This is a genomic window from Stenotrophomonas sp. STEN013, assembly GCF_056760355.1.
In genome coordinates this window covers 449,460-465,087 of record NZ_JBRREO010000001.1, presented here as the reverse complement: position 1 = coordinate 465,087, position 15,628 = coordinate 449,460, and the positions used below count along the sequence as shown (strand labels likewise).

At 65.3% G+C, this 15,628-nt stretch carries 13 protein-coding genes; all 13 read left to right on the top strand.

From position 1 onward, the window contains the following. Positions 1-81 precede the first annotated feature (81 nt). The 13 genes from ACVOMH_RS02010 to tkt all read left to right on the top strand — a co-directional run bounded on the left by ACVOMH_RS02010 (position 82) and on the right by tkt (position 15,549). Positions 82-1,140 carry a pilus assembly protein PilM gene (locus ACVOMH_RS02010; protein ID WP_054657067.1) on the top strand — a complete coding sequence of 353 codons (1,059 nt, stop codon included), beginning with the start codon at positions 82-84 and terminating at the stop codon, positions 1,138-1,140. Continuing rightward, the gene (locus tag ACVOMH_RS02005) at positions 1,140-1,862 is read left to right on the top strand and encodes a PilN domain-containing protein (RefSeq protein WP_481524454.1); all 723 of its coding nucleotides are present in this window, start codon (positions 1,140-1,142) and stop codon (positions 1,860-1,862) included. Before ACVOMH_RS02010 ends, ACVOMH_RS02005 begins: the two co-directional genes overlap by 1 nt. Beyond that, positions 1,859-2,530: a type IV pilus inner membrane component PilO gene (locus ACVOMH_RS02000; protein WP_481524453.1), complete on the top strand. Its 672-nt coding sequence runs from the start codon at positions 1,859-1,861 to the stop codon at positions 2,528-2,530. Before ACVOMH_RS02005 ends, ACVOMH_RS02000 begins: the two co-directional genes overlap by 4 nt. A 23-nt stretch (positions 2,531-2,553) precedes the next feature. Then, entirely contained in the window at positions 2,554-3,063 is a 510-nt protein-coding gene (locus tag ACVOMH_RS01995; RefSeq protein ID WP_481524489.1) for a pilus assembly protein PilP, read from the top strand. A 19-nt stretch (positions 3,064-3,082) separates the two neighbouring features. Beyond that, complete coding sequence (locus tag ACVOMH_RS01990) at positions 3,083-4,984, top strand: type IV pilus secretin PilQ (RefSeq protein WP_481550876.1); 1,902 nt, start codon at positions 3,083-3,085, stop codon at positions 4,982-4,984. Between the two features lie 98 nt (positions 4,985-5,082). Beyond that, positions 5,083-6,102, top strand: coding sequence for an AAA family ATPase (locus ACVOMH_RS01985; RefSeq protein ID WP_054657075.1), 1,020 nt, complete (start codon positions 5,083-5,085; stop codon positions 6,100-6,102). 84 nt (positions 6,103-6,186) lie between these two features. Next, positions 6,187-7,122, top strand: a complete 936-nt coding sequence (locus tag ACVOMH_RS01980; RefSeq protein ID WP_481550875.1) for a DUF58 domain-containing protein — start codon at positions 6,187-6,189, stop codon at positions 7,120-7,122. After that, positions 7,119-7,574 carry a DUF4381 domain-containing protein gene (locus ACVOMH_RS01975; RefSeq protein WP_481550874.1) on the top strand — a complete coding sequence of 152 codons (456 nt, stop codon included), beginning with the start codon at positions 7,119-7,121 and terminating at the stop codon, positions 7,572-7,574. The genes ACVOMH_RS01980 and ACVOMH_RS01975 overlap by 4 nt, the downstream gene beginning before the upstream one ends. 11 nt (positions 7,575-7,585) lie before the next feature. Continuing rightward, on the top strand, positions 7,586-8,572 hold the full coding sequence (locus ACVOMH_RS01970) for a vWA domain-containing protein (protein ID WP_481551145.1): 987 nt from the start codon (positions 7,586-7,588) through the stop codon (positions 8,570-8,572). Beyond that, positions 8,569-10,332, top strand: a complete 1,764-nt coding sequence (locus ACVOMH_RS01965) for a vWA domain-containing protein (RefSeq protein WP_481550873.1) — start codon at positions 8,569-8,571, stop codon at positions 10,330-10,332. The genes ACVOMH_RS01970 and ACVOMH_RS01965 overlap by 4 nt, the downstream gene beginning before the upstream one ends. After that, positions 10,329-12,017 (top strand): BatD family protein, encoded by a 1,689-nt coding sequence (locus ACVOMH_RS01960; protein ID WP_481550872.1) that lies wholly within the window; start codon positions 10,329-10,331, stop codon positions 12,015-12,017. Before ACVOMH_RS01965 ends, ACVOMH_RS01960 begins: the two co-directional genes overlap by 4 nt. Before the next feature lie 42 nt (positions 12,018-12,059). Next, complete coding sequence (locus tag ACVOMH_RS01955; protein WP_481550871.1) at positions 12,060-13,367, top strand: dicarboxylate/amino acid:cation symporter; 1,308 nt, start codon at positions 12,060-12,062, stop codon at positions 13,365-13,367. Between the two features lie 175 nt (positions 13,368-13,542). Beyond that, positions 13,543-15,549 (top strand): transketolase, encoded by a 2,007-nt coding sequence (tkt, locus tag ACVOMH_RS01950; RefSeq protein ID WP_481550870.1) that lies wholly within the window; start codon positions 13,543-13,545, stop codon positions 15,547-15,549. The last annotated feature ends 79 nt before the right edge of the window (positions 15,550-15,628 follow it).

Sequence of the window (15,628 nt, the reverse complement as noted above, 5' to 3'; positions counted from 1 at the left end):
CGGTTGCCAATTGCGAAAAATTCATTATTAATGCGCGGGCGCAACACTTGCGTCCAAGTGCCCGTCGGCAGGGGAGAAACCGTGGGGCTTATCCCAAAAAGTCAGCCGCCGCTTATCGGCGTTGACATCAGTTCGACTGCGGTAAAGCTGCTTCAGCTTGTCCGCAGCGGTAACCGTTTTCGTGTGGAACATTACGCCGTGGAACCACTCCCGCCGAACGCGGTGGTGGAAAAGAACATCGTCGAGGTCGAGGCGGTGGGCGAAGCCATCCGGCGCGCTGTAGCCCGCTCCGGAAGCAAGGCGAAGAACGCGGCCGCAGCGGTTGCCGGCTCCGCCGTGATCACCAAGGTGATCCCGATGCCGTCCGATCTGGACGAGTCGGATATGGAAGCCCAGGTGGAGCTGGAAGCGGTCAACTACATTCCGTACCCGATCGAGGAAGTGAACCTCGATTTCGAAGTGCTGGGTCCCGTGCCGAACAACCCCGAAATGGTCCAGGTGCTGCTGGCCGCTTCCCGATCCGAGAACGTGGAACTGCGTCAGTCCGCGCTGGAGCTGGGCGGATTGACGGCCAAGGTCATGGACGTGGAAGCATTCGCCATCGAGAACGCCTTCGCGCTTGTCGCCAGCGAGTTGCCGGTGGCCAGTGACGGAGTTGTGGCGCTGGTGGATATCGGTGCCACGATGACGACCCTGAACGTGCTTCGCGGCGGTCGCAGCCTCTACAGCCGCGAGCAGGTGTTCGGCGGCAAACAGCTCACCGACGAAGTCATGCGCCGCTATGGTCTCAGCTATGAAGAAGCGGGCCTGGCCAAGCGTCAGGGGGGGCTCCCGGACAGCTACGAAATTGAAGTGCTGGAGCCGTTCAAGGAAGCGACAGTGCAGCAGATCAGTCGTCTGTTGCAGTTCTTCTACGCCGGCAGCGAATTCAACCGCGTCGATCACATCGTGCTTGCAGGCGGCTGCGCCGCGCTTGCCGGGTTGCCGGCGCTGGTGGAAGAGCAGCTGGGCGTGGCCACCTCGGTTGCCAATCCGTTGTCGCAGATGACGCTGGGTCCGAAAGTGCAGGCCCATGCGCTGGCCCAGGATGCTCCGGCCCTGATGATCGCAACCGGCCTGGCCATGCGGGGGTTTGACTGATGGCACGGATAAATCTATTGCCATGGCGCGCTGAACGACGCAAACAGCGGCAGCGCGAATTCTATGGAATGTTGGGTTTTGCCGCGGTGGCGGGCGTGTTGCTGTCCCTGCTGTGCTGGTTCTACTACGACCGTCAGATCAGTGGCCAGAACGAGCGCAATGCGTTCCTTGAGGCCGAAATCGCCAAGGTCCAGGAGCAGAACAAGGAAATCGAGCGCCTTGACCGCCAGAAGGATCGCCTGCTTGCGCGCAAGAAGGTGATTGAAGAATTGCAGGGCAAGCGGTCGCAGATGGTGCATCTGTTCGACTCGCTGGTGCGGACCATCCCGGACGGGGTGGTGTTGACCGCGCTCAAGCAGGAGGGCGACATCCTGACGCTCGAGGGGCGGACCCAATCCAACGCGCGTGTCAGTACCTACATGCGCAACCTGGAGAGCTCGGGCTGGATGACCAATCCGGAGCTGTCGATCATCGAGGCCAAAGCGCAGGAGGCCAATTCCGGCAGTGCGCTGGATATCAAGTCCTTGCCGTATGTCTTCGAGCTGAGAGTGAAGTTGCCGGCGCCGGGTGAAGCTGCGGGAGCAGAAGATGTTGGCGCTGTCGAGCATCCGGCCTCCACAGGGGAACCTTCCACCGCTGAGTCGGCAAACGCCTCCAAGGCGGCCGAGGCTGCCAATGAACAGGCAATTGCCCCTGCAGCAGCTAAAGAGGTTCGCTCATGAGCGAGAAGAAAATGAAGCTCAATGAGCTTGATTTCAACAACATTGGCAATTGGCCTCAGAAGTTCAAGATGATTTTCTGTGCATTTCTGGCACTTCTGATCCTGGTGCTTTCCTATTTGCTGGTGATTCGCAGCAAGGCGGATGAGCTTGAGGGGCTGGAGCGCGATGAAGTCAGCCTGCGTAGCAAGTTCGAAGATGAACAGAAAAAAGCAGTAAATCTGGAGCCCCTGAAACAGCAGCTGGCACAGATGGAGCAGGTGTTGCAGCAGATGCTGCGGCAGCTGCCCAGCAAGACCGAAATGCCGGACCTGATCATCGACGTTTCGCAGACCGCCCTGTCCAGTGGCTTGAACAACGAGTTGTTCCAGCCGGGCGCGGAGTCTCCGAAGGAGTTCTACGCGGAGAAGCCGATCGCACTGCGGCTGGTGGGCAGTTATCACCAGTTCGGTGCGTTTGTCAGCGGGGTGGCGTCCTTGCCTCGCGTGGTGATCCTGACGATGCATGACATCAATTTGAAGCCGAAGGATCCGAAGGTCGGAATCTCGGCGCGCAGCGGTGCTCTGGAACTTTCCGGTACGGTCAAGACCTATCGTTACCTCGACGATACCGAGCTTGAGGCGCAGGAGAAGGCCGCGGCCGAGCAAGCAAAGAAGGGGGCCAAAAAATGAGCCAGTTCCTTCCTTATCGGTTGATGGGAGCCGTCGCGCTGGTGCTGGTTGTGGCTGGCTGCGCGCGCAGCGTGGTCAGCACGCCGGGTGATGCTCCGAATCTGCAGAACTGGGTTGCCGATGTGCGCGCCCGTCCTGCTGAGCCGTTGGATCCATTGCCGGTAATGCAGCAGTTCGAGACATTCGAGTATGCGGCCCAGGGGCTGCGCGATCCCTTCAGCGACGCATGGGTGAATCCGGAAGGCGGCAGCTCGCTGCGCCCGGATCCGGATCGTCGCAAAGAACCGTTGGAAGCTTTCCCGCTCGACAGTCTGGATATGGTCGGGACGATCGGTCGGGGAGCCGGAGCAGTTGCGCTGGTGATGGGGCCAGACAAGGTGACCTACCGCGTGCGTCCAGGCATCTATATGGGCCAGAGCGATGGCCGGGTGACCAGCGTCCGCGAAGATGGCATTGAACTGATTGAACTTGTGCCGGATGGTGCGGGGGGCTGGCTGGAACGTCCGGCCTCGCTCGCGCTTGATGATCGATGATTGACTAGGGGATAGCACGATGACTTTTTCAAAAGCCCTGAGCCTGCGTCCCGTCCGGCGCCAAGCGATGGCTAATGCCCGCGCTCTGGGAGTGGCGCTGGTGTTGGCTTGCGGCTCGACAACGATGGCGTTTGCCATGCCCGCCACCGCTACGATTGCGGCTAAACCCGCCGCGGCAACGGTGGCGGTGACGAAGATCGACTTCAAACGCGGAGACGACGGCGCAGGCCGGTTGATTCTCCAGTTCGATGGTCAGGGGGCGAGCCCGGATCTGCGCAATCAAGGCACCAATGTGGTGATCGACGTGGGTAACGCGACCCTGCCGGCCGAGTTGCAGCGTCCGTTGAACGTGATGGATTTCGCTACACCGGTTCAGCGCATCGACGCGAAGCCGTCCGGAACCGGCGCGCAGCTGGTACTCAGCACCGGCGCGCCGTTCGACTCGCTCGCCTACCAGACCGGCAACGAGTATGTGGTGGAGATTTCTCCGCGCCAGGCGGAAGTGGCGACCGGTGCGGTAACCGCCAAGACGGTCGCCCAAGCCGCGGCGACGGTTGCTGCGCGTGGTTACAGCGGACGGCCGGTGACCTTCAATTTCCAGGATGTGCCAGTCCGCACCGTCCTGCAGTTGATCGCGGAGGAGTCCAACCTGAACGTCGTCGCCTCGGACACTGTCCAAGGCAATGTGACGCTGCGTCTGGTCAACGTGCCGTGGGATCAGGCGCTGGACATCGTGCTGCGTGCCAAGGGGCTGGACAAGCGCCGTGAGGGGGGCGTCATATGGGTTGCCCCGCAGCCGGAATTGGCGAAGTTTGAGCAGGACAAGGAAGACGCGCGTATCGCGATCGACAATCGCGTGGACCTTGTGACCGACTACATTCAGATCAATTACCACAGCGCGGAAGCCATTTTCAAAGCCTTGACTGAGGCAAAGGGAATCGGCAACAGCGGCAATGGTGGCAGCAGCGGTAGCAGCGGCAACAGCGATAAGCAGGAAAACGGATTCCTGTCTCCGCGAGGGATGATTGTCGCGGACGAGCGTACCAATACGCTGATGGTCAGCGATATTCCGAAGAAAATCGCTCAAATGCGCGATTTGATCAAAGTTATCGATCGTCCGGTCGACCAGGTGTTGATTGAAGGACGTATCGTTATCGCGACGGATACGTTTGCCCGTGACCTTGGTGCGAAGTTTGGTGTACAGGGACGTCGCATCGGTGATCGCACTCAGGCCATCAGCGGCTCTTTGGGGGGTAACTCATCGATCATCAATGACGGGCTTATCACCAATGAAGGGTTGAACGTCAACCTGCCGGCGAACACCTATACCAAGAGTCCGGTGGGTGCTTTGGCCTATACATTGCTTGGCGCCAACTTTTCGTTGGATGTCGAGTTGTCCGCGATGCAGGAGGAGGGGCGTGGCGAGGTTGTTTCCAATCCCCGTATCGTCACCGCCAACCAGCGCGAGGGCGTGATCAAGCAGGGTAAGGAAATTGGTTATGTGACGATTTCAGGCGGTGGTGGCCTGGGTGGCGCACCGACGGCGAATGTCCAGTTCAAGGAAGTCCTGTTGGAGCTGAAAGTCACCCCGACCATCACCCAGGACAATCGCGTTTTTCTTAACATGAATGTGAAGAAGGACGAGGTTGATACGTTCCTGGAGGTCACCGACTACGGTACCGTGCCAATCATCAATCGCCGCGAGATCAATACGGCAGTGCTGGTTGAAGATGGCCAGACGGTTGTGATCGGTGGTGTCTACGAGTTCACTGACCGCAGCAGCGTCAGCAAGGTGCCGTTCCTTGGGGATATTCCATTCCTGGGCAATCTCTTCAAGAAGCGCGGTCGCAACAAGGACAAGGCCGAGTTGCTGGTATTTGTGACGCCGAAGATCCTTCGCGTCGCAAAAGCCGCCAACTGAGTCCAGCGTGGGAACAGAAAGGGCCGCTTTTTAGCGGCCCTTTTTTTGTTTGCGGCTGATGGGGAACCCTTTCACGGCAGATCGGTCAAAATGCGCCTATGAATCTACCTCCGCATCTTCCTGAGCCGGCCGTTGCACCCGCAATCAATGAAGGGCTGCAGCGGGAGTTCGCGTCCTTGCGTGACGCGCTTTCGAGCGAGATTGTCGGTCAGTCGGTGCTGGTGGAACGGCTGTTGATCGCGTTGCTGGCCGACGGACATCTGCTGGTCGAGGGCGCACCGGGGTTGGCGAAGACCACCGCGATCCGCGCCCTGGCCTCGCGCATCGACGCCAGTTTCGCCCGTATCCAGTTCACCCCGGACCTGTTGCCGGCCGACCTCACCGGCACCGATATCTGGCGCTCGCAGGAAGGGCGGTTCGAGTTCCAGCCGGGCCCGGTGTTCCATCCGATCCTGCTGGCCGACGAGATCAACCGCGCGCCGGCCAAGGTGCAGTCCGCGCTGCTGGAGGCGATGGGCGAACGGCAGGTGACGGTCGGTCGCAACACCTATCCGCTGCCTTCCATCTTCCTGGTCATGGCCACGCAGAATCCGATCGAGCAGGAAGGAACCTTCCCGCTGCCCGAGGCGCAGCTGGACCGTTTCCTGATGCACGTGCGTATCGGCTACCCCGATGCGGGGGCGGAGGCGGAAATCCTGCGGCTTGCGCGCGAACGGGCCTTGCGCGAACTGGCACCGACAACACCGCCGCACGAAAAGCTCTCGCTGCAGAAGATCGAGCAGGCGCGCCGCGCGGTGCTGGAGCTGCATATGGCACCGCAGCTGGAGCGCTATCTCATTGAGCTGGTGCTGGCCTCACGCGATGCCAGCGGTTACGACCCGGTGCTGGCACGACGTATCGCCTGGGGGGCAAGTCCCCGTGGCTCGATCGCGCTGGAGCGCTGCGCCAGAGCCCGTGCGTGGTTGTGCGGGCGCGACTATGTCACGCCGGATGACGTGCGTGCGGTCGCGCCGGATGTGCTGCGTCACCGGGTGCTGCCCAGCTACGAAGCGGCTGCGGAGGGCTGGGACGGGGATCGGCTCGTCGCCGCCCTGATCGATCGCGTGCCGTTGCCCTGAGTACCTGACGATGGCGGTTGATGCCGGGCATGAAACTCTATTGCCGCGCACCACGGCGATCCCCGCCACCGCAGGAATGGTGGCATGAGGCCGGTGCAGCCACAGGTGATGCCGGCCGCGTCGGCCACTTCCAGCGAGGGTGTCGTGCCAACGCTGGCGGAGTTGATCGCGCTGCGTGGCACTGCGGTTCGCGGACGTAGCCGGCGGCGCGGGCGGCAGGGGGTTTCCGGTCAGGCCGCTTCGGCAATGCGCGGTCGCGGCATGGAGTACGCCGAGTCGCGCGAATATGTGGCCGGCGACGATGCCCGGCATATCGACTGGAAGCTCAGTGCGCGCACCAACGCCACCCAGACCAAGACGTTCCAGACCGAGCGCGAGCGTGTCACCTTGATCGTGGCCGATACCTCGGCCGCGTTGTATTTCGGCACCCGCGTGCGCTTCAAATCGGTGCAGGCCGCGCGTGCCGGTGCGGTGGCGGTGTGGGCGGCGTTGCGCGAGGGTGACCGCCTGGCGGCGCTGCGCGGCACCCGCGAAGAGTCGCCGGTGCCTCCGGCCGGCGGCACGCGTGGAGCGCTGCGGGTGCTGGATGCGCTGGTGCGCTGGTATCGCGAACCGCCAGCGGCCGATGCCGGGTTGCCGACCGCGCTGGAGCAAGCCGGACGGCTGGCGCATCCCGGAGCCCGGGTGGTGGTGATGGCCGATCCGGCCAGTGCGCTGGCCGTCCCGACCGCCATCTGGTCGGCGTTGTCGATGCATGTGGATGTGCACCTGATCCTGCTGGTGGATCCCCTGGAACTGGCGCCCTCCGCATGTGTGCTGCCGCTGGCCACCCCGGGCGGTCGCCTGGAGCTGGATCTGGCATCGGCGTCCACCCGTGAGGCATGGCATGCGGCTTTCATCGCACCGGTCGAAACCCTGTGCCGGATGCTGCCGGGCCGACGCGTTCGGGTACAGGTGCTGTCCAGTGATGCACCCAGTGACGCGTGGTTGAACGGTGGATCGGGCGGAGCGCAGCGATGACGCCCCTCCAGTTGCCGCTGCGTGATGTGCACCTGCCTGCAGCGCCGGGCTGGTGGCCGCTGGCGCCCGGCGGGTGGCTGGTGCTGGGGTGTCTGGCGCTGGTAGTGCTGGCCGGCGGCGCATGGTGGTCCCGGCGCAGGCGTCGGCGGCGGAATTGGACACTGTTGTTCGATAGCCAGATAGGCGCCGCAGGCCCAGGCGCCGCGCAGCTGGCGGCCGCCTCCGAACTGCTGCGGCGTGCGGCGGCGCGCATGCAACCCGAAGCGGCCTGTCTGCAGGATGAGGCGTGGCTGCGCTTTCTCGACGGAAGCGGCGGTGCCGACTTCACTGCCGGCGATGGCCGGTGGCTGCTGGATGGCGGATTTCGGCCGGTGGTCGATGAAGTGGCGGCCGCCCGTGCGCTGGTGTTGGCGCGGCACCGGTTTCTGGAACTGATGGCGGGGCATCGATGAGCAGCCCGTACCTGTCCTGGTTGAGTGAAGCCTTGCCGGTATTCGCCTGGCCGTGGGTGTGGCTGGCATTGCCCTTGCCGTGGCTGATGCGCTGGTGGCCGCTGCGTGACGATCACACACCGGCGTTGCGCATGCCTTATGAAATGACGCGCTTCCAGGGGATGTTGGCGGCGCGCCGCCTGCCGGCATTGCGCGGGCTGCTGCTGTGGCTGGGCTGGCTGTGCCTGTGCGCCGCTACCGCGCGCCCGCAGCAGCTGGGCGAGCCGATCGAGCCAACGCGCCAGGCGCGGCAGATGATGCTGGCGGTGGACCTGTCCGGCAGCATGAGCGAACCGGATATGCAGCTGGGCGGGCGGGTGGTCGAACGGCTGACGGCCGCCAAGGCGGTGCTGGCGGATTTTCTCGAGCGGCGCGAGGGCGATCGTATCGGTCTGCTGGTGTTCGGCCAGCGCGCCTATGCGCTCACGCCGCTGACCAGTGATCGCGCCAGCGTGCGCGAGCAGCTGCGGGACAGTGTGGTCGGGCTGGCCGGGCGCGAGACCGCACTGGGCGATGCCATCGCGCTGTCGGTGAAGCGCCTGCGCGAGCAACCCGAGGGGCAGCGGGTGCTGATCCTGCTGACCGATGGCGTCAACACCGCCGGCGTGCTGGAGCCGCTCAAAGCGGCCGAGCTGGCCAAAGCCGAAGGCGTGCGCGTGCATACCATCGCGTTCGGGGGCAGTGGCGAGATCCGCATGTTTGGCATGAAGTTGCCCACCGGCGAAGACCCGATCGATGAGCAAACCCTGGCAACGATCGCCGAGCAGACCGGCGGGCGGTTCTTCCGTGCGCGCAACACCGACGAACTGGCCGGCATCTATGCCGAGCTGGATCGATTGGAGCCGGTCGCCGCGAGCGGTCCGGTGGTGCGCCCAAAGATCGAGCGCTACCCGTTGCCGCTGGCGCTGGCGCTGCTGTTCGCAGTGTTGGGGCTGGCATGGCCGGGGCGACGCCTATGAGTGTGCTGGATCTCTGGAACAGCCTGCATTTTCTGCGCCCGCAGTGGCTTTGGGCGCTGCTGTTGCTGCCTGCGGCCGTACTGGCTGGCTGGTACCGGCGGCGACGTCGCAGCAGCTGGCAGAGCGCGGTGGATCCGCACCTGCTGCCCCACCTGTTGCAACAGGGGCACGGCAGCGGAATCGGCGGCGTGTTGGCGCTGCTTGCCGGTCTATTGCTGGCGGTTGTCGCGCTGGCCGGACCGAGCTGGCGTCAGCTGGAGCAGCCGCTTTGGGAATCGAAAACGCCATTGGTGATTGCGCTTGATCTGTCCAGCAGCATCAGCGCGACCGATCTGCCGCCATCGCGTCTGCTGCAGGCACGCGCCAAGCTGGCGACCTTGCTGCGTGAGCGCAAAGGCGGCGAGGTGGCGCTGCTGGTGTATGCCGGCGAGCCGTTCACCGTCGCGCCGCTGACCGCCGATGCGGCCAACGTGGCGTTGTTTGTGGACGCGCTGGCGCCGGAGGTGATGCCGGTGGACGGGCAGAACGCGGGCGGCGCGATCGACTGGGCGGTGGGATTGCTGCAACAGGCACAGGCGCGCCACGGGGACATCCTGCTGCTGACCGGCGCGGCCGACGCCGAATCACGTGCCGCGGCAGCGCGGGCTGTGGCGGCCGGCTACCGGGTTTCGGTGCTGGGGCTGGGCACGGTGAAAGGCGCGGCCTATCGTGACCGGCGCGGACAGATCGTTCAGACCCATCTGGATGCCCCGGCGCTGCAGGCGCTGGCCAGCGCTGGCGCGGGTCGCTACCTGCAGTTGACGGCGAGCGATGCGGATCTGCAGGCGCTGGGCGTGCTGGAGCCGCGCCTGCACGACGGCGACAGCCCGAAAGAGAAGACCGGCAAGATCTGGCAGGACGAAGGCTATTGGCTGCTGCTGCCGCTGATGCTGCTGGCGTTGCTCGCCTTCCGGCGCGTCGGTGGGACCGCGGCGCTGTTGCTATGCGTGCTGCTGCTGCCGCTCGCGCTGCCGGCACAGGCGGCGGAGTCGAACTGGTGGCAGCGGGCCGACCAGCGGGATCACCAGCGTCTTGCCGAGGGTGTGGATGCCTACCGCAAGGGCGATTTTGCCGGCGCGCAACGCCATTTCGAAGGCATCGCTACGGATCAGGGCTGGTACAACCTCGGCAATGCGCTGGCGCGCCAGGGCAAGTACGACGAAGCCATCAAGGCGTACGACCGCGCCCTGAAGCAGCAGCCGGGAATGCCCGACGCGCTGGCCAATCGCGCGGCTGTGGATGCCGCGCGCAAACGCCAATCGCAACAGGGCCAAGAGGGGCGGCAAGGTCAGAGCGCGGGCCAGAGCAAGCAGGCGTCTTCGCCCTTGCAGCCAGATAAGAAGGGGCAGCCGCAGAGCGACGGGGCTCCGTCCTCTCCGTCGGCGCCGGGCAAGGACCGCGAGGAGGCGCCTCAGCCTTCGCCGCCGCAGAGTGGCCCGCCGCAATCCCCGTCGGCGTCTGCGCCGCAGGGCGAAGATGCCGGCAAGCAGCAGGCCGCCGACCAGGCCCAGCGGGAGCGCATGCGCCAGGCGATGGGCCAGGGGCCGCAGGGCGAGGCAAATGGAAAACCGGCACGGCAAGGTCCGCCGATGACGGCCGAAGAGCGCGAGCGGCGCCAGGCGGTCGAGGCCTGGATGCAGCGCGTGCCGGATGAGCCGGGCAATCTGCTGAAAACCAAATTCCAGCTCGAGTACGAGCGGCGCAAGCGGGAAGGGCGATGAAGAGCCGGAAAACATGGGGGTGGCTGCTGTGGCCGCTGCTGGCGATGTGGCTGCTGGGCAGCGGACTGGCGATGGCCGAAACCCGCATGTGGCTGGACCGCGACAGCCTGGCCGAGGGTGAAAGCACCACCTTGCTGATCGAAACCGACCAGGCCGGGGTCAGTCCCGACTACACGCCGTTACAGGCCGATTTCATCCTCAATGGGCAACGCAGCAGCCGGCAGTGGCAATTGGCCAACGGGCAACGGGTCCAGAAGTCGCTGTTCGAGGTATCGCTCACGCCGCGCCATGCCGGTGTGCTGGTGGTGCCGGCGCTGCGGGTGGGCAGCGAGCGGAGCGCACCGCTGCGGCTGGACGTCCGCGCGGTGGCGGCCCCGCAGCGCGATGCCGACACCATGACTTTCGTGGAAACCGAGGTCGATGCCACCGGGCCCTACGTCCAGCAGAGCGTGGGCGTGGTGGTACGGCTGTATTTCGCCACCCAGCTGGCGTCGGGCGAACTGGTGCTCGATACCCCGGCGGGTGCGTCGCTGCAGCGGATCGGCGAGGATCGCAGTTCCACGCGCGAGATCAATGGCCGCCGCTACAACGTGGTCGAGCGGCGCTATCTGCTGATCCCCGAGCGCAGTGGTCCGCTGGTGCTGGCCGGTGCGCGTTTCAGCGGTACCGGCGTGGGCGGTTTCTTCGATGATTTTTTCGGGCGCGACAGTGGCCGGCTCAGTGCCCGCGCACCGGACCAGACCCTGCAGGTGCGGGCGGTACCGGCCGCTGCGCCGCAGCCGTGGCTGCCGCTCAAGGAGCTGCGCCTGCGCTATGTGGCCGCGCCGCAGTCGGCACGGGTCGGCGAGGCGGTGAGCTTCGAGGTGGAGGCCATCGCGACCGGCGCCACGAGGGCGCAGTTCCCCGAACTGCCGGTGCCTTCGCTGGGCGATACGGCGCAGGTGTTTGCCGAGCCGCCGCAGTATGACGAGACCTTCAGCGGCAGCAGCCCGCAGCTGAAGCTCACCCGGCGCTATTCGATCGTGCCGCAGCAGGCGGGCGTGCTGTCGCTCAGCGGCGTGCAGATGGCCTGGTGGGATGTGCAGGCCGGGCAGGCGCGCACCGCCTCGGTGCCGGATCTGCAGCTGCAGGTTGCCGCCGGCAGCCCGGGACTGGTGGCGCCGCCGGTGGTGCAGCCGCCGGCCGTGTCCGCGTCGCAGGACACGGCCGTGGTGACAGCGCCGTCGCCGGCCGAAAACCGTTGGCTGTGGCGCGGACTGGCGGCCGGTTTCGCGTTGCTGTGGCTGTTGACGCTGGTGTGGGCGCTGCTGCGCAAACGCCCGCTTGTACCGCCGGAAACCGTCGCCGCGCTGTCGTCGCCGGCGCCTGGCACACGCTACAGCCAAGCCGATCTGCGCCGTGCGCTCGATGCTGGCGGGCTGGAGGAAGTGGTCCATATCCTCCTCGCCATGGCCGGGGTCGACAGCCTGGATGCGTTGTTGGCCGAACTGGAGGATGCCGACCAGCGGCAGGCGCTGGAGCGTATGCAACGGGCGCGATGGGCAGGCCAGGGCGATATCGCCCAGGCACGGGCGCGGCTGCGCGAGGTGTTCCGGCAGGGGCCGCGCTGGCGGGTGCGGGAGGTGGCGGAGAAGCCGCTGCTCGACCCTCTTTACCCGCAGACGCGCGGGAAAAGGCAGCTGTAGGCCTCTGCTAAGCTGCCCCCTTCATCGGAGAGACATATACCTATGGTCAATGCAGCAAAGACCCCCGCCAGCATGCCGTTCCACTGGAAGATCGGGATCGGCTTCGGTATCGGTCTGCTGCTTGGCTTGCTTGTGCACATGCTGAGCCCGGGGGCGCCCTGGGTGCATCTGGTCACCAGCTACCTGACCACGCCGGTTTCCGGGCTGTTCCTCAATCTGATCTTCATGCTCATCGTGCCGCTGATCTTCTCGGCGCTGGTGATGGGCGTGTCGGAGATGGGCGATATCCGCGCGCTGGGGCGCATTGGCTGGAAGTCGCTGGCCTACACCATCGTGCTGTCCGGTGTGGCGGTGCTGATCGGTCTGGTGCTGGTCAATGTGCTCAAGCCCGGTGCCGGCGTGGACCCGGCGGTGGCCGCACAGCTGCTGGCCGAGAACGCCGAGCGCAGCAAGGAGATCGTGGCCGGCGTCGGCACCCAGCCCAAGGGCCTGGAGATGCTGCTGTCCATTGTTCCCAACAACGTGCTGGCTGCTGCCGCCGACAACGGCAAGATCCTGTCGCTGATGTTCTTCGCGCTTATGCTGGGCATCGGCATGGTGCTCTCGCCGGCGGAAAAAGTGGCCACGCTGCGCAAGGCGATCGAGGGTCTGTTCGAGATCTCGATGACCCTGATCAATCTGGTCATCCGCCTGGCGCCGTATGCGGTGGCTTGCTTCATGTTCAACCTGGCCGCGATCTTCGGCTTCGGCCTGCTGGTCAAACTGGGCGCCTACGTCGGGGTGGTGTTGCTGGCGCTGGCGTTGCACATGTTCATCAGCTACGGCATCGCGGTGAAGCTGGCTGGCCGCTCGCCGCTGCAGTTCTTCCGGCAGACCCAGGAAGCCACCTTGATGGCGTTCTCCACCGCCTCGTCCAACGCGACCCTGCCAACGGCCATGCGCGTGGCCGACCAGATGGGTTTCCCGCGCAAGGTCTCGCGCTTCGTGCTGACCGTCGGTGCCACTGCCAACCAGAACGGCACCGCGCTGTTCGAGGGCGTCACGGTGATCTTCCTGGCCCAGTTCTTCGGCGTGGACCTGAGCATCGGCCAGCAGTTCATGGTGATGGTGGTCTGCATCCTGGGCGGTATCGGCACCGCCGGCGTGCCGTCGGGCTCGCTGCCGGTGGTGGCGCTGATTTGTGCCATGGTCGGCGTCAATCCGGTCGGCATCGGCCTGATCCTGGGCGTCAACCATTTCCTGGACATGTGCCGCACGGCGCTGAACGTGACCGGCGATCTGGCCCTGACCACGCTGGTGGCACGCGGCGAAAGCGACGAAACCGTCGGTCGCCACCACCCCCGCGACTGATCGGCGGCTGCCGCAGATATGAATGAACGGCCGCTCTGTGAAGGGCGGCCGTTCCGCATTGTGAAACAAGCGGATTTCATCACTGACAGGGCCGGGTTCCGGCCTGACCGGCCGGGTGCTCTGTGGGACAATAGGCCGCCCGCAGCTCCGCGGGAGCCTCCCGACACGACGAACCATGACGCAGCCCACCCGCCGCCAGTTGGCGAACGCCATCCGTTTCCTCGCCGCCGATGCGGTCCAAGCCGCCAACTCCGGTCATCCCGGCATGCCGATGGGCATGGCCGACATCGCCGAAGTGCTGTGGAATGACTATCTGCGCCACAACCCGAACAATCCGAAGTGGTTCAACCGCGACCGCTTCGTGCTGTCCAACGGCCACGGCTCGATGCTGCAGTACGCACTGCTGCACCTGAGCGGCTACGACCTGCCGATCGAGCAGCTCAAGGCGTTCCGCCAGCTGGGCAGCAAGACCGCCGGTCATCCGGAACACCACGAAACCCCCGGCGTGGAAACCACCACCGGTCCGCTGGGCCAGGGTCTGGCCAACGCGGTGGGTTTCGCGCTGGCCGAGAAGCTGCTGGCACAGCGCTACAACCGCCCCGAATTCGAAATCGTCGATCACCGCACCTGGGTGTTCCTGGGCGACGGCTGCCTGATGGAGGGCGTTTCGCACGAAGCCGCCTCGCTGGCCGGCACCTGGGGCCTGGGCAAGCTGGTCTGCTTCTGGGATGACAACAACATCTCCATCGACGGTGAAGTGGAAGGCTGGTTCACCGACAACACGCCCGAGCGTTTCGAGGCCTATGGCTGGAACGTGGTGCGGGGCGTGGATGGGCACGATCCGGAAAGCATCAAGGCCGGTATCGATGCGGCGCTGTCGCAGGCCGACAAGCCGACCCTGATCTGCTGCAAGACCACCATCGGTTTTGGCTCGCCGAGCAAGGCCGGCAAGGAATCCAGCCACGGCGCACCGCTGGGCAAGGACGAGCTGGAAGCCACCCGCAAGGCGCTGGGCTGGGAATACGGTCCGTTCGAGATCCCCGAAGCGATCTACGCCGGCTGGCGTGCCGGCGGTACCGGCACCCTGCGCCAGGCCGAGTGGGAACAGCAGTTCGACAAGTACGCCGCGCAGTTCCCGGCCCAGGCCCAGGAGCTGACCCGTCGTTCGCATGGTGAGCTGCCGGAAGACTTCATCGCCCAGGCCGATGCCTACATCGCCAAGGTGCAGGCCGAAGCGCCGAACATCGCCTCGCGCAAGGCCTCGCAGAACGCCATCGAGGCGTTCGCGCCGCTGCTGCCGGAAATCATCGGCGGTTCGGCCGACCTGGCCGGTTCCAACCTGACCCTGTGGAAGGCCAGCAAGACCGTGGTCGGCGAAGACCCTGATGCCAACTACGTGCACTACGGCGTGCGCGAGTTCGGCATGAGCGCCATCGCCAATGGCCTGGCCCTGCACGGCGGTTTCCTGCCGTTCGACGCGACCTTCCTGGTGTTCAGCGACTACGCCCGCAACGCGCTGCGCATGAGCGCGCTGATCCCGGCGCAGGTCATCCACGTGTTCACCCACGACTCGATCGGTCTGGGCGAAGACGGCCCGACCCACCAGCCGGTCGAGCACCTGGCCTCGCTGCGCTACATCCCCAACAACGATGTGTGGCGCCCGTGTGATGCGGCCGAATCGGCGGTCAGCTGGAAGGCGGCGATCACCCGCAAGGATGGCCCGAGCTGCCTGGTGTTCAGCCGCCAGAATCTGCCGGCCCAGGCGCGCAGCGCCGAGCAGGTCAAGCAGATCGAACGCGGCGGCTATGTGTTGGCCGACGCGGCCGGTAACCCGGATGTGATCCTGATCGGTACCGGTTCGGAAGTGGGTCTGGCGATGGCCGCCAAGGCCGAGCTGGACGCGGCCGGGATCAAGACCCGCGTGGTGTCGATGCCGTCCACCGACGTGTTCGACCGCCAGGACGCGGCCTACCGCGAATCGGTGCTGCCCAACGCCATCCGCGCCCGCGTGGCGGTGGAGGCCGGCGTCACGGGTTTCTGGCGTGCCTACGTCGGTCTGGACGGTGCGGTGATCGGCCTGGACAGCTTCGGCGCCTCGGCTCCGGCCGACCAGCTGTACAAGCACTTCGGCATCACCACCGAGGCGGTGGTCGCGGCGGCCAAGGCGCAGGTCGGCAAGTAATCGCCGCTGCGGTTTGAGCTATGCAAAAGGCCGGGGAACTCCCCGGCCTTTTTGTTGGATGCTCCGGCAAGTGGTTGGG